Raw genomic sequence first — 14,309 nt, 5'->3', positions numbered from 1 at the left:
CATCTGCCCACAGATGTGTCAACCAGAAAACCCTGCTCCCGAAAATCAAAAATAATCCGAAAAATACGGCTTGTCCGGCGGGATCAGCGTCTCCAGCGTTTTCAGCAGATGATAGTCCATGTCGATGCGGTCATTATTGTACAGATAGGTGGGGCGCTTGTAGCCCATCAGCATCGTTGTGAGCGTTTTGATATCCAGCGAAAGGCGATGGCCCGTGCTCCAGGTATTTACCTTTTCGCAAAAAGTGCGGCCGTCACGCCAACTTACATGGAAGATGCCGTTGTTCCACGGGGCCATGACATCACTCACTTCCAGTTCAAGGGTCAGCTTGGGGTCTTCAAACTGGAAGGAGTACAGCTCAATAAAGCGCTGCACATCCACAATGCGGGCCATGGCGTAAGGCTGAATGCTCTCGTCAATTTCACTGTCTTCAAACTGGAAGGCAATGGGCTCGCCTGTGTAATTGGCTCCTTCCACCTTGGTAATCATGGAAAAATGGGCGCTGATGTAGTTCCAGATGCCGTACTTGGCCTCCTGGTTCAGGTAGACCATTTCCTTGATGCTAAAAACTTCATTTTCAATGTAGTAGATAACATAGCCCAGAGGCTTGCCGTCGGCGCTGTAGTACACCGCCGCCATGACGTCGTCCGAATCCCAGCGCCAGTATTCCTCCCACTCCAGCTTGCCGCGAATGAGCGCGCCGTGTTCCTGAAGCGCAAAATACTTGTAAACGCGGTGCAGGTCTTCGCACTCGATGTCCACGCGCTCGATCTGCCCGTCCACGGGGTGGCGCTTGGGTAACTGGGTGTCCTTGATGGCAAAGGTCATCTTGTCCGAAACAATTTCCCAGCCGTGCTTGCGGTACAGGGGGATGGAATAGGGGCAGAGGTAGGAAACGATCTGCTGCTGCGAGCGCATGTATTCTAGGCTTTTGCCGATGAGCGAATGGATCAGCCCCCGCCCCGTGTATTCGGGATACGTTGCCACCCCGGTGATGCCGCCCATTTTGCAGATTTCGCCCTGGATGTTCACTTCCATCGGGTAGATGACGATCTGCGAGGCAAGGTGCCCCTTGTAGAACCAGCCCATGACGTGCGAGGCCTCAAATATGGGCATCTTGGACTGCTTCATCTCCATGTCAGACCAGCCGATGCGGGCCATCTCAGATGTGCTGACCTGAAAGGCGTAGCGCAGCAGGGCCTCAAACTCCTCAAAATCCTCTTCGCCAAGCTGGCGCAGTTCAAAGGCTTCTGTACCTACGTCCTTGCCCGAAGGGGCTTCTCTGTGGGGGGCGGCGGTGCCCTGCGCGGCTGACCCGCGCTCGGGTCGGGCAACAGGAACAAGTGGCGCGCCATCGTGTTCGTCAGGGGGCACCCCTGCGCCACGAAAAGGATGCGGCTCAAGCCTTGGCCCCTCAAGAGGGGGAAGATGTTGCTGTTTATGAAGAATACGCATGCAATGCCTTCCAGATAAGTGTGGAAAACCGCTGTACATCGGGTGACCCGATTGCGCAAGCGGTTTGACTTGGCCGCCGCAAGCGGGCGATGGGGGGCGGTCAGATATGGAGGCCGGCAGCGTCCCGGCGTTCTTTCAAACTTTCAAGCACAGCCGCGCTGACGCGCAAGCCCCCGTAGCCCTGACCCAGCCGGATCGTGGGCTTGTTTGATCCGTGATAGTCCGATCCGCCGGAAACGCCAAGATCAAAACGCTTGGCCAGGGCCAGGCAGGTGCGTACATCGGCATCGGAGTGTTCGCTGTGATAGGCCTCGATGGCGCTGAGTCCGTATTCCTTGAGGCGGGCCACCATAGCGTCCAGCCACCCTGCGGGGGCCTTCCAGAGCAGCGGATGCGCCAGGCATACCGTCGCCCCCATGGAGGCCAGCAACCGGACGCTTTCATCAGGTTCCAGCACGGTTTTGGGCAGATACGCCTTGCCCCGGCTGCCCAGAAATTCTTTAAAAACCTGCCGGGGATCCTTGGCAAAGCCCTTGCGCAGCATCACCGCCGCGATATGCGGTCGCCCCACGCTCTCTCCCTTGGCCGCCGCCAGCACTTCTTCCATGCTGATGTCGTAGCCGAGATCCTGCAACTTTTTTACTATGCCCACATTGCGCTCTGCCCGCATTTCGCGCAGCCAGCGCAGTTTTTCCAGCAAAGGCTGGGGATTTTCCGGTAGCCACAGGCCAAGAATGTGCAGTTCACCCAGTTCCGTGCCTGTCGAAATTTCGCAGCCGCGCACAACCTCAATACCAAGCTCGCGCCCGGTCTGCTGCCCCTCGTCAAGGCCAGACAGGGTATCGTGGTCAGTAATTGCCACTGCTGCAAGGCCTGCGGCATGGGCATTGCCCACAAGCTGGGCCGGAGTATCAGTACCGTCAGAAGCGGTGGTATGCGTGTGCAGATCAATAAATTTCATACTATCTTTCATGGGATAATTATTATACCGCAAAATGACAATATGGGGCAAGCCTTGAACTGGAAGACGCTTGGAGATAGAATACCCCCTCACGATTAACAGAAGGATTCTTTATGCCTATGGAAACCCGCGAGTTACTGCAAATTCTGGCTTGCCCCAAATGCCTGGGCAACCTTGTGGCGCTGGAAGACAACGGTTCAGTCGCCGCCTTTGCCTGCAAGGCCTGCGGCGTGGTTTATCCTGTGCGCGACAATATTCCCATCATGCTTGTGGAAGAAGCTATTCCTCTTGAAGACTGGAACAGGGAACACCCTGCTGCCAAGGAATGCGCCTGATGCGTCTGCTTGTTGCCTCCGACCTGCACGGGTCTGTTGAAAGTCTGCTTTTTTTGCTGGAAAAAGCGCGAGAACTTACCCCTGACGCACTGGTGCTGCTGGGCGATCTGGTTTACCACGGCCCGCGCAACCCTTTGCCGCAGGGCTATGACACCCGCTCGGTGCTGCAAACCATGCCGGATCTTTCGGCCCTGCCCTGCCCGGTGGTGGCAGTGCGCGGCAACTGCGATGCCGAGGTTGATCTGTGCCTTTTGCCCTTTGCAGTCACAGAGTCCTCCTGGATTGAAGCAGACGGCCTGAGCATTTTTGCCAGCCACGGGCACCACCTGCCCGAACGCCCGCCCTGCCCCGGCATCAAGCCCGGAACGGTTCTCTTGCGGGGGCATACCCATGTGCCGCGCGGCGAAACCATTGACGGCCTGCACTTCTGGAACCCCGGCTCACTTTCCCTGCCCAAGAGCGGCTCGCCCCGCACCTACGGCCTTATAGAAAACGGCGTCTTTTGCGTGCTGGACATGCAGGGCGGCGAAATATTGCGCCACGCCCCCGCACCGCGCTAATCAGGCTTACCATGTCTTACAATATTGCCCCGTGCCCGGCTGCCGCCGATTCGTCCTCATTTTTGCGCCCGCTGTTCCGCATGGCCTCAGGCCTTGAACTGCTCCTGGCCTCTGCCTCGCCACGCAGGCGGCAGTTTTTAACCGAATGGGGAATCCCCTTCCGTCTGGCCCTCACCAGTGCTGACGAACCGCGCCCGGAACAAGGCGAATCCCCGGAGACGTATACTCGGCGCGCTGCTACTGCCAAAGCTTTGGCATCAGGCCATGCCCTCCGCCAGCAAGGCGCTGCCAGCGGATTGCAACCCGTGATTCTGGCCGCAGATACCGTCGTGGCTGTGGATGGCGATATTCTTGGCAAGCCGGAAAATCCGGCCCATGCCATGCGCATGCTGGAGCGACTCAATGGTCGCGGGCATGAAGTTATCAGCGCTGTGTGCCTGCTGCTGCCTGCCGATGCAGCCTTTAGCCCTGCACAAGCCGCAGGGTCTGCCAGCACCAATACTGGCCCCACTGTGGACGAATGCGGTGTTGATTCGTTTCTCATGCTGTCATTCAGCGACACCAGCCGTGTTTTCCTCCACCACTGGCCTCAGCCTGTACTGCAAGCCTACCTGGACACCGGAGAGCCGCACGACAAAGCGGGCGCATATGCCATTCAGGGGCAAGGAGCCGTGCTGGTTGAGCGCGTTGACGGCTCCTGGAGCACGGTAGTGGGCCTGCCCGTCACCCAGCTTGCCCAGGTCATGCTGGACAGGGGCCTCATGCTGCCCTGCGCCTGACAGATAATCCCTTTCACCATGACACAGCGCCCATGGGCTGTGTCATGGCTGTCTTCTCTACCAGAGCTGCCCCACAACGAGTTCCTTTATCCCAAACAAGTTCAGGGAAACATGCGCCCATGTTGTCGCTGAATCCGCCCCGCGCTGCCGAAAGGTTTTCTGCGGTGCCTCTGCCCTTGTTCATATCCCTCTTTTCCACTGCCTAGCGGATTACGGCAAAAGTCTGGTGATGTTTTCTGTTTGCGCCAGCCTGGCTGTTTAGAATGACGGAGCGCTTTTTTACCCTTTCTGAAATTACGCTGAAAAAAATAAAAAAAAGTTTGCCATCAATTGTGAATTATTTCTTCAATTGGTATGACGTTCCAATCCGCATAGATTGGTATCCTAGGTTGCCATTTATGCCATTTTGTGAAATTATGCACAGGCATGACTGAAAGATCAATCAATTCCGGGCTCTTGACGCCTCTCTAAAATATTTTTAGTGCTGTACCATGGAATTATTTCACCTCTAGAAATTCTATGCAACACACAGGAGGGAGGATTTAATCATGTCCCAGGAAAGGATCACAACGCTGTTAAATGAGAACCGCAGCTATCTTCCACCTGAGCACGGCAAAACTTCTGCATGGGTATGTGGGCCAGAAGAATATGACGCTCTCTGCAGCCGCGCACTGGAAGACCCCAACGACTTTTGGGGTGCGCGAGCATCGCAGTTGATCCATTGGTTCAAACGCTGGGACAAAGTGCTGGAAGCAGATGAGGTAAACCATAAATACAAGTGGTTTACAGGCGGCAAACTTAATGCCTCCTTTAACTGTATCGACAGGCACCTCATCTCTGGGCGGCGCAACAAGGCCGCGCTTATCTGGCAGGGCGAAAAAGAAACCGACGTTCGCTGCTACACCTATCAGATGCTTTATACTGAAGTGTGCCGCGTTGCGCATGCATTGAGTTCGCTGCGCATCCGCAAGGGCGATCATGTGGCCTTGTACATGCCCATGATTCCGGAACTTTTTATCGCCATGCTCGCCTGCGCCCGCATTGGCGCCATCCACACGGCCATCTTTTCCGGCTATGCGGAGGGCGGCGTTCGCAGCCGCATTCAGGGTTGCAAAGCCCGCGTTGTCATCACGGCGGACGCGGCGGTGCGCGGCGGCAAGTTCAAGCCTCTCAAGGCCAATCTTGACCCCATCCTTGAAAAGTGCCCGTCGGTGGCGCACGTGGTTGTGGTCAAGCATGCCGGCATTGACGGCGTGAACATGCAGCGCAACCGCGATGTGTGGTGGCATGACCTGATCGATGACTTTACCCTTAACCCGGACTTTCCCTGCGAACCCATGGACGCCAACGACACGCTCTTTCTGCTGCACACAAGCGGCAGCACGGGCAAGCCCACGGGCGTCATGCATTCCACGGGCGGCTACCTCACATACGCGGCGCACTCCACGCAGTGGTGCTTCGACATGCGCGACGACGATGTGTACTGGTGCACGGCGGATGCAGGCTGGATCACAGGCCACACCTATGGCGTGTACGGGCCGCTTTCGCTTGGGGCCACAACGCTCATGTTTGAAGGGGTGCCCACATGGCCCTACCCTGACCGCTACTGGCGCATTGTAGAGAACTTCCGGGTCAACATCTTCTATACCGCGCCCACGGTCATCCGCTCGCTCATGCGCATGAACGAGGCATGGACAGAGCGCTACGACCTGCGCAGCCTGCGGATTCTCGGCAGCGTGGGCGAGCCCATCAACCCCGAGGCATGGCAGTGGTACCACAAGAACATCGGCGGCGGCGAGCTGCCCATCGTGGACACATGGTGGCAGACCGAAACCGGCGGCGCCATGATCGCTCCCATGCCCTATGCCACCAAGCTCAAGCCTGGTTCGGCCTCCAAGCCCCTGCCCGGTATTGACGCTGCGGTTATCGGCACGGCCTCGCGTGACGGGGACGAAGCCGAAGCGGGCAGCAAGGCTGGCCATCTGGTCATCCGCCGCCCCTGGCCCGGCATGATGCAGGGCGTGTACAATGATGAGGAAAAGTACCAGTCCTACTTCTCACGCTTCGGCTGCTATTCGTCAGGTGATGCGGCAGAAGTTGATCAGGACGGCTACTTCTGGATTCTGGGTCGCGTGGACGACTCCATCAACGTGTCGGGCCACCGGCTTTCCACGGCGGAAATCGAAGCCGTGCTGGCTGCCTGCCCGGAAGTGGGCGAAGCCGCAGTGGTGCCCATGCCCCACGCCCTCAAGGGCGAAGGCATCTACGCCTATGTGGTCACGCGGGATGAAGTGCCGTGGAGCGCGCAACTGCGCGTAAAACTGCGCGATGCCGTACGCCGCGACATCGGCGCGCTTGCCAGCCCGGAATTCATCCAGTTTGTGGACGCCATGCCCAAAACCACCTCGGGCAAGATCATCCGCCGCATGCTGCGCAAGATTGCTGGCGACAGCTATGAAGACATCGGCGACACCACTTCGCTGGCAGAACCGGAAGTCATCAACAAAATAATTGAAGGACACCGCAACCTCGTTGCAGGCAGGCACGAAACGGAAAGCGCCCCCGAGGGCGCCGCCGAAACCGCGCAGGTCTGATACTTCAGGTGCAGGGCTGCCCGGAGCGGCTTTGCACTCTAACCGGGGCGCACCCTCAACGTCCCGGCAAAACAGCACACCCCCGCAGATTGTGCCATCGCGGGGGTGTGCTGCTGTCTGGGATACAGTAAAGCCAGATTGGTAAAATGAGCCTGACCGCAGGATCACACTGATTATTGTGGCGTGCTCTGAACGCGGGGCAGCAAAAAGAGGGCGTTCTGCGTCAGGCTGGCTGGCACCAATCGCCGACCAGTCCAGACCATTGCCCCATGGCCCGAGGTTGACTGCGAATTTACAGATTCCCCTGAGAGGTTCTGGTTACTTTGCAGGTTGTTCCCGCCGGGAGTCGCCTTTCTGCAGGTCATGCGGGGCAGTATCTGCCGCCTGCGCCGATTCACTCTGCAACGGTTCACCCTGCATTGGTTCAGCGGGCACAGGTTCAGCGGGCGATTGCGCCCCATCCGTCTTATCCGTTCCAGCCACAGCGCTCCAGCGCCCCAGCGTATCACGCATCCATACCCACACAGCCCGGCTTTCCTCTGGCATACACATGGAGGCAAGGCACAAGGCAATCACCAAAAAGGCAAGAGCCGCCAGCACCAGAGCCAGGGCCTGTGCCGCAAGGGCAAAGGCTGCAACAGCCACAAATATCGTCAGCAGCCACTTGCCTGCAAATGCTGCGCAACGCGCGCAGGCGGCGCGCATACTGTCAACGGATACTTTCATTAAACAGCCTTGCGCCGAACCCACACATGGCGGCTGGCCATCAAGGCCCAGGCAAGGCCCGCCAGCAGATGCAGCGGCTTGGGTCCGGACAGGCCGGAAGCAAGACACACCCCTGCCACGCCCAGCATGGCCCGAACCTCCAGCTTGCGCTGCGAAATGCCCAGAATATTTCTCTTGTCGCCCCTGTTGCCCAAAGAAAACCCCATGGCTGCAGAAGCACTTTTGTCGCTGCCCTTACTGCGCCACCGCTCGCACCGCTGGGCACGTGCCGTGGCGCGCAGCTCTGCTGCGACCTCAGCCAGAGGGCGGGCCAAAACCGGAACGCTCTGTTCTAGTCGCTGGCACAGGCTGGCAAGGTCCACGCCGGGCTTCAGAAGCAGAAGCATGGAGGCAGCACCGGGCCGGACTTCAAGCACATCCTGCTCTTTACCAAGCACGGCCTGCACGGCACTCCGCACGGCAATTTCGCCCAGAGCCGGGTGGCGCAGACGCGCCCGCCCTTCCATACTATGCGCTACATATTGAGGAAACATGGCCTCTCCTTGTTGCAGGACTAAAACCCTGATCTGTCATCAAATTTGAAAACGACTTTCTTTTCTCTTGACACAGAACCGTAATGAAGGCAAGGTTGTTTTGCGGATTACAGCAGGGGTCACCCCCGCCCTGTTTATCCAAAATGGTCAAAAAACCATTGAACAAATTTGCCACCAGCATCAAACATAGAGAGTGCACGCATGAGCCAGATTGTCAATCTGCGTCAGATGCAAGTAGGACAGCAGGGAAAGATTGCAGCCGTTGAAGCCCTTGGCGAAATGAACCGACGCATCCGCGACATGGGTCTTATCCCCGGCACCACGGTATCCATTGTAGGCCGCGCGCCTCTCAAGGATCCTGTTGCCTTGCGCCTTTCAGGCGTAACCATCTCCTTGCGCAACAGCGAGGCTGACTTTATCAAAGTTGACCTTTCCGGCGTGTCCAGCTAGCTTTTATCTAAGTATCCTACCCTGAAAATTTGCCAGCTTTACCGTCCGGCCGCAATAGAGCGACCGGACGGAGGCTGAGCTATTATCTTGATTCGGCCATCTGCCGCATGCTGGAATCGCTGACCGAATCTGGACACACACGAGCAAGGAGAAGGAAAATGAACGAAGGCATGAAGTGCGGATTGTGGTTTTTGGGCGGCGTTGCCCTGGGCGTGCTCGGCGCGGTGGCCGTGAGCAAGGGCAAGCTGGATTTCAAGCCCCTGGCCACTGACCTTTTGAGCCGTGGCATGGACGTGAAAGACGCCCTGCTGAGCAAGGTTGAAGCCATCAAGGAAGATGTGGAAGACCTCACCGCCGAGGCCCGCCTTGCCGCTGAAAAGCGCAAGACGTCCAAGGACGCTTCCGAGGCCTAATCCCGCAGTTGTTTGCAGCGCCTTTTTTCGGCGCTGAAGCTGCCAGTGCCGCCCGAACATTCGGGCGGCACACAAAACCTCCATCCTCCCGTATATGCAGAGGATCGTTCAGGACAGTGCGGCCCAGGCCGCCTCGCTTCAAGGAGCGCGCATGCGTTTTTTTATTGTTCATGAATTGCGTGGCATCACAACGCCTGAATCCGGCAGAATGCGCGTGCGCGCATCGAGCAGCCTCGGAGAAGGCCGTATCGAGGCGCTGGCTGGCGCGCTGGGCTCGCTGGAGGGCATCACCGATGTGCGCGCCAATGCCCTGATTGGCAGCCTGCTGATTTTTTATGACAACGAAGAAACGCGCGTCACGGCTCTCACCCTGCTGGTGGGCGCGGCTGATGCAGGCGCTCAGTTTGATATTCAGGGGCAGCACTACGAAAACGCGCTTTCGCCCGGTCAGGGGCTAATGCCCCTGATTCGCTATGTTTTTGTGCGCCCCTTTTTGCCGCTGGCCCTGCGCGTTTTCAACAGCGTCATCGGCGCGTTGCCCTTTTTGTTCAAAGGTCTGGGAGCGCTTTTGCGCGGCACCCTGAGCGTTGACGTTCTGGACGCTGCCGCCATTGGCGCATCGCTCATCATGGGCGACTTCCGCACTGTCAGCATGCTTACCCTGCTGCTGGGACTGGGCGAGACCCTTGAAGACTGGACAAGACGCCGCTCCATGGCTTCGCTGACAGAAAGCCTCGCCCTGAATGTGGAAAACGTCTGGCTGCTGGTGGACGGCACAGAAGTTTCCGTCCCCTTGGCGCAGGTGCGAGAAGGGGATCTGGTTGTTGTGCATGCGGGCGGCTCCATCCCTGTTGACGGCGAGGTAGCCGAAGGCTGCGGCCTTGTGAATCAGTCGTCCATGACCGGCGAACCCCTTGGCGTGCGCCGCACTGAGGGTGCTTCTGTTTACGCTGGCACTGCCCTTGAAGAAGGACGGCTTGTGATCCGCGCCCGCCATGTGGGCGATGGAACACGCCTACGTCAGGTCGTAAAATTTATTGAAGAGTCAGAATCACTCAAGGCGGGTGTGCAGGGCAAGTTTGAACGTCTGGCTGATCTGGCCGTACCATTCACCTTTGGCCTTGCCGGGCTTGTGTGGCTGATCACCCGCGATTTTCGCCGGGCTTCTTCCGTACTGCTGGTGGACTACTCGTGCGCCCTCAAGCTTGCCACGCCGCTGGCGGTGCTGGCCTCCATGCGCGAAGGCGCGCGCCACGGCATTGCCATCAAGGGCGGTCGCTATCTTGAGGCCCTGAGCGAAGCTGATACGCTGGTCTTTGACAAAACTGGCACCCTCACCCAGGCCAGCCCCAAGGTTGTGGAAGTTATCCCCGCCCCAGGCTTTGAGCGGGATGAAGTGCTGCGCATCATGGCCTGCCTTGAAGAACATTTTCCCCACCCTGTGGCCCGCGCCGTTGTGCGCAAGGCTGAGGAAGAAGGCCTGCAACACGCAGAGGAACACGCCCACGTGGAATATGTGGTGGCGCACGGCGTTGCCTCCACCTTGCACGGTAAAAAAATGCGGGTGGGCAGCCGCCACTACATTGAGCACGATGAAGGCGTTGACCTTTCGCCCCTTGCGGAAGCCATCGGCCAGCAGACCGAGCTTGGCCGTTCCCTGCTTTTCATGAGCGAGGACGGACAGGCAGCCGGGCTGGTGTCCATTGAAGACCCCCTGCGGCCCGAGGCGGCACAAGTGGTTGAAGCCATGCGCGGCCTTGGCATGCGCCGGGTGCTCATGCTGACCGGCGACGACGAGCGCACGGCAAGAGCCGTGGCTGCACAGGTGGGCATTACGGAATTTCGCGCTCAGGTGCTGCCCACGGACAAAGCCCGCATTGTGCAGGAACTGGCGGCAGAAGGCTGCAAGGTGCTCATGGTGGGCGATGGCATCAACGATGCCCCTGCCCTGTCAGCGGCGCATGTGGGTGTTGCCATGAGCGACGGCACGGATCTGGCCCGCGAAGTCGCCAACGTGCTGCTGACCCATCCCAGCCTTGAGGGGCTGGTCAGCGCCCGCCTGTTGGGTAATCATACCCTGCGCCGCATCCACGGAAATTTTGTGGCCACGATGACCCTCAACAGCCTGTTCCTGATGGGAGGCCTGTTCATGGTGCTGGGGCCGGGCATTTCCGCCCTGCTGCATAACCTGACCACACTGGGCGTTGCCCTTAACGCCATGCGCCCCCACCTGCCGAAAAGTCTGCCCGGCGAGGAGTTCCATTATGAACGCCATCCATCTGCTTAGGTATGTGCGCAGTTTTGTAGACGGCAGGGTGCGCATACGCCATCCCGCCCTGCGGCATGAAAGCGTACTGCGGCTGGCCCGCGAGAAAATGGAGGCCATCAACGGTGTACATGCTGTGGAGGGCAACAGCGTCAGCGGCTCCATACTGATTACGTATGACAGCGCGGCAATCCCCCGCGAAAAACTTTTTGCCATTGGCGAAGCCTGGGCTAGGTATCTTGACGCCGTCAACGCAGGCAAAGACAGCGCTTTTCCGCAATTCTGAAAACAGACCCCGCAAGGCTTAGCCAGGCGGGGTCTGTTGCACATGGTGGGCAAGCCCAAACACTTTAAGCCATTTTTACGCAAGTCCCTTTTTCACCAGCCATTCCTCAAACCGGGCAAGGTGAGCCGCAAAACTTTTGCGGCCATAGCCTATGCGGAAATACGGTTCCTTGATGCCGTATACTGAACCCGGCAGCAGCAAAACCCCGGCTTCCTGGGCCAGCCTTTCGCAAAAACCCGCCACAGGCTCGCTGAGCCGTATGCGAGGAAAGCCAATGGGGCCAGCCTCAGGACGGTTGTAGGTAAACATGTGGGCATGGCGGGCAAAAAAAGCGTCTGCCGTCTTAAGGTTTTCGCTGATAATAGCCCGATTTTTTGCCAGCAGATGTTCCCCGTGCCGCAGAGCCACAAGGGCCAGCGCTTCCGAGGGGGTTGCCCCGCAAATGCTCAGATAGTTTTTGTAGCGCGCTACGCCTTCCATCAGTGCGGTGTCCCGGCAGGCCAGCCAGCCCACGCGCAAGCCCGGCAAGCCGTAGGCCTTGCTGAGCACGCCGAGCGAGATACCCTTTTCGTACGCGTCTGCAATCCAGGGTGCGTTGTCGGCTGCCTGCTGCGACCCGGGAGCGCCCTCTGCACCTACGCTTGGCGCGTTCCAGCCCAATCCCCGATAGACTTCATCGCAGAAAATCCAGGCACCACGCTGACGAGCCAGCGCGCACAACCTATCGGTCTGTTCCCGATTAAGGGTAAAGCCCGTGGGATTGTTCGGCGTATTGAGCACAATGGCCTTGGTGTCGGGCCGCAACAGAGCGGCCAGTTCGTCCATATCTCCCTGCCAGCCCTGCTCCGTCTGCCGCAGATGCCAGAAGTCCACATGGCAGCCCATGCTTCGGGCCACCTCATACAAGGACTGATAGGCGGGGAACATGCACACCACATGGTCGCCTGGCTCAAGCAGGGTGTTCATGCAGGCAAAAATGCCTTCCTGCGCGCCCGTAAACAGCACCACATTTTCTTCGGCCATACTTGCGTACAGCTCTGCCACCGCGCGGCGAAGATCGGGCCTGCCGTTGTTTTCGCCATAGCCAAGGCTGGTGTTCAAAAAATCCTGCCGGGCTGAGGCCGCATCCGGCTCCAACCCCAGCAGGGCGTCAATACTCATGGATTCGCAGTCTGACTGCGCCAGAAGATACGGCGTGGAAAATTCGTATTTGCCAAAAAACACTTCAAGCTCAAATGCTGGAATACGCATGGTCTGCACCCGAATCCGGCCCGTACCCGGCCCGTGTCTGCCCTGTGTCGGCGGTGCTTCCTCAGGGAAAGCCCCGCCCGCTACTCAAGGCTGGTTGTGTAAAAACAGTAACGTCTTTTGCCAAGGCGCTTTGCCGTATACATGGCCAGATCACCCCGCCGCACCAGATCTTCGCGCGAAAGCCCCTGATCCTCGACCAGCGCAACGCCAATGCTGGCCGAAAGCCCCTGATACGCCTTGTGCGCGTCATACGCTTCAATCATGGCGGCCAGCAGATCGCTGGCACAGGTGCACAAATCTTCTTCCGTACACCCTTCGGGGAAGTAGGCGGCAAACTCATCCCCGCCCAGGCGGGCGATCACCGCGCCCCGCAAGTGCTTGCGCAACAACTGGGCTGTCAGCACCAGGGCTTTGTCGCCCGTGTCGTGGCCATATCTGTCGTTGACATACTTGAAGTTGTCCAGATCCACATAGGCAAGCCCCGCGCCAAGAGGCAAGCTTACAGGTATTTGCCTGAAAAAATAATGACGGTTGAAAAGACCCGTCAGTTCATCCGTATTGGCCCGCTCTTTCAGCCGCTTTTCAACCTGCCGCTGCCGGGTGACATCCCGGTAGATACAGATCATACCGATCACATTATTGAAGATGTCGAGGATATCCTCTTCGTACATGTCAATAATGCGCTCATGTCCATCCACGGCTGACCGCATTTTGACGTGCTTTCCCTTTCGGGCAAAGCCCAGACGCTCAATGGCCCGTTTGCGAAAAACTTCGCGTTTCTCACCGATGATGTAATCCGTATCCGTAATGCCAAAGAGCTTTCTGAACCGTTCGTTAAAATTGACAATTCGCCTGTCCGCATCCAGAAGCATGACAGCATATGGGATGCTTTGCAAAACAAGATCAAGCTCCGCAGTCATGTTGGCAATGTCGGTCACATCGCGGGCAATGCCCACAGTTCCCATAACACTCCCATCGGCATTGAACAGGGGAGCCTTGCGCGTTTTGAACTGACGCATGCCCTGCGGTGCCTTGACCACCTCGTCAAAAATCCCCACCTCGCGCGAGTTCATGACGATCTGATCCGTCTCAAGACAGACAAATTCACCCTGCGCGTATTCCTCCGGCTCAAGATCCCATATGAAGTAATGCCCGCGCCCTTCAACAACCTCGCGGCTTTTGCCCACAAGACGGCAAAAGGATTCGTTCACCTTTACATGTGTGCCCTTGGCATCCTTGAACCACACAAGGTCTGTGGTCAGGTCGATGACGGTGTTCAGGTACAGAGTTGCGAGGTCTTTATCCCGGTGCTGTCGCACGGCATCCAGCAGGCGCGCCACGCGAAAGTCCCACAAAGTGCTGTTTGCAGGGCCAAGCCATACATCATCAAGCAGCGGCAGATATTCTGCCCCAGGCTGGGCCTCGCCCGCAAAGATGAAAAGGGCGTCCGACTTGGCAGCGCGGCGCATGGCGGGCAGATGCTCAAGCCGGGGAGCGTCCAGCAACACAATATAGGCCCCGGGGCATTGGGCCTGAGCGTCAGACTCCGGATCATGGTTGGCAGTAATTATATGGACAAAACCGGGGCGCGGCGCGGCAGCGCGCAACGAAGCCTCCAGCAAAGGATCCGAAATGAGCAGCAGGATGTGCAGCGTGTAGTGGTACATGACATTCCTCGCTGGATCACAGGTGGGGGAATG

Annotated in this window: 14 protein-coding genes; 8 read left to right on the top strand and 6 right to left on the bottom strand. The window is 58.2% G+C overall.

Annotation, left to right across the window (positions count from 1 at the left end; translation table 11 throughout):
- Window positions 1-45: 45 nt before the first annotated feature.
- Together JMF94_RS05060 and JMF94_RS05055 are read right to left on the bottom strand one after the other, a co-directional pair.
- Entirely contained in the window at window positions 46-1,455 is a 1,410-nt protein-coding gene (locus JMF94_RS05060; RefSeq protein ID WP_240824093.1) for a GNAT family N-acetyltransferase, read from the bottom strand.
- A 100-nt stretch (window positions 1,456-1,555) separates the two neighbouring features.
- Window positions 1,556-2,416, bottom strand: coding sequence for a PHP domain-containing protein (locus JMF94_RS05055; RefSeq protein WP_240824091.1), 861 nt, complete (start codon window positions 2,414-2,416; stop codon window positions 1,556-1,558).
- Window positions 2,417-2,529: 113 nt separating this feature from the next.
- Between JMF94_RS05055 and JMF94_RS05050 the strand changes: the two genes are divergently transcribed.
- The 4 genes from JMF94_RS05050 (at window position 2,530) to acs (ending at window position 6,684) form a co-directional block, all read left to right on the top strand.
- Window positions 2,530-2,751: a Trm112 family protein gene (locus tag JMF94_RS05050; protein WP_022658140.1), complete on the top strand. Its 222-nt coding sequence runs from the start codon at window positions 2,530-2,532 to the stop codon at window positions 2,749-2,751.
- Window positions 2,751-3,311 carry a phosphodiesterase gene (yfcE, locus tag JMF94_RS05045; protein WP_240824090.1) on the top strand — a complete coding sequence of 187 codons (561 nt, stop codon included), beginning with the start codon at window positions 2,751-2,753 and terminating at the stop codon, window positions 3,309-3,311. Before JMF94_RS05050 ends, yfcE begins: the two co-directional genes overlap by 1 nt.
- An 80-nt stretch (window positions 3,312-3,391) precedes the next feature.
- Entirely contained in the window at window positions 3,392-4,090 is a 699-nt protein-coding gene (locus JMF94_RS05040; protein WP_346770008.1) for a Maf family protein, read from the top strand.
- Between the two features lie 548 nt (window positions 4,091-4,638).
- On the top strand, window positions 4,639-6,684 hold the full coding sequence (acs, locus tag JMF94_RS05035) for an acetate--CoA ligase (RefSeq protein ID WP_240824087.1): 2,046 nt from the start codon (window positions 4,639-4,641) through the stop codon (window positions 6,682-6,684).
- A gap of 318 nt (window positions 6,685-7,002) precedes the next feature.
- On the opposite strand, the gene JMF94_RS05030 is transcribed toward acs, so the two are convergent.
- Window positions 7,003-7,410: a hypothetical protein gene (locus JMF94_RS05030; protein ID WP_240824086.1), complete on the bottom strand. Its 408-nt coding sequence runs from the start codon at window positions 7,408-7,410 to the stop codon at window positions 7,003-7,005.
- Window positions 7,410-7,943, bottom strand: a complete 534-nt coding sequence (locus JMF94_RS05025) for a hypothetical protein (protein WP_240824085.1) — start codon at window positions 7,941-7,943, stop codon at window positions 7,410-7,412. The genes JMF94_RS05030 and JMF94_RS05025 overlap by 1 nt, the downstream gene beginning before the upstream one ends.
- A 201-nt stretch (window positions 7,944-8,144) precedes the next feature.
- On the opposite strand from JMF94_RS05025, the gene JMF94_RS05020 reads away from it, so the two are divergent.
- The 4 genes from JMF94_RS05020 to JMF94_RS05005 all read left to right on the top strand — a co-directional run bounded on the left by JMF94_RS05020 (window position 8,145) and on the right by JMF94_RS05005 (window position 11,358).
- The gene (locus tag JMF94_RS05020; protein ID WP_240824083.1) at window positions 8,145-8,393 is read left to right on the top strand and encodes a FeoA family protein; all 249 of its coding nucleotides are present in this window, start codon (window positions 8,145-8,147) and stop codon (window positions 8,391-8,393) included.
- A 158-nt stretch (window positions 8,394-8,551) separates the two neighbouring features.
- Complete coding sequence (locus JMF94_RS05015; protein ID WP_240824082.1) at window positions 8,552-8,806, top strand: hypothetical protein; 255 nt, start codon at window positions 8,552-8,554, stop codon at window positions 8,804-8,806.
- Window positions 8,807-8,957: 151 nt separating this feature from the next.
- Entirely contained in the window at window positions 8,958-11,093 is a 2,136-nt protein-coding gene (locus JMF94_RS05010; RefSeq protein WP_240824080.1) for a heavy metal translocating P-type ATPase, read from the top strand.
- Complete coding sequence (locus JMF94_RS05005) at window positions 11,071-11,358, top strand: HMA2 domain-containing protein (RefSeq protein ID WP_240824078.1); 288 nt, start codon at window positions 11,071-11,073, stop codon at window positions 11,356-11,358. The genes JMF94_RS05010 and JMF94_RS05005 overlap by 23 nt, the downstream gene beginning before the upstream one ends.
- A gap of 75 nt (window positions 11,359-11,433) precedes the next feature.
- Here JMF94_RS05005 and JMF94_RS05000 read toward each other — a convergent pair whose 3' ends face one another.
- Window positions 11,434-12,609 carry an aminotransferase class I/II-fold pyridoxal phosphate-dependent enzyme gene (locus JMF94_RS05000; protein ID WP_240824077.1) on the bottom strand — a complete coding sequence of 392 codons (1,176 nt, stop codon included), beginning with the start codon at window positions 12,607-12,609 and terminating at the stop codon, window positions 11,434-11,436.
- Between the two features lie 80 nt (window positions 12,610-12,689).
- Complete coding sequence (locus tag JMF94_RS04995; RefSeq protein WP_240824076.1) at window positions 12,690-14,276, bottom strand: diguanylate cyclase; 1,587 nt, start codon at window positions 14,274-14,276, stop codon at window positions 12,690-12,692.
- Between the last annotated feature and the right edge of the window lie 33 nt (window positions 14,277-14,309).

It is taken from the genome of Desulfovibrio sp. UIB00, assembly GCF_022508225.1.
Classification (GTDB): domain Bacteria; phylum Desulfobacterota; class Desulfovibrionia; order Desulfovibrionales; family Desulfovibrionaceae; genus Desulfovibrio.
Note: the sequence above shows the minus strand (reverse complement) of the source record. Positions and strands in the feature narration are given on the sequence as shown.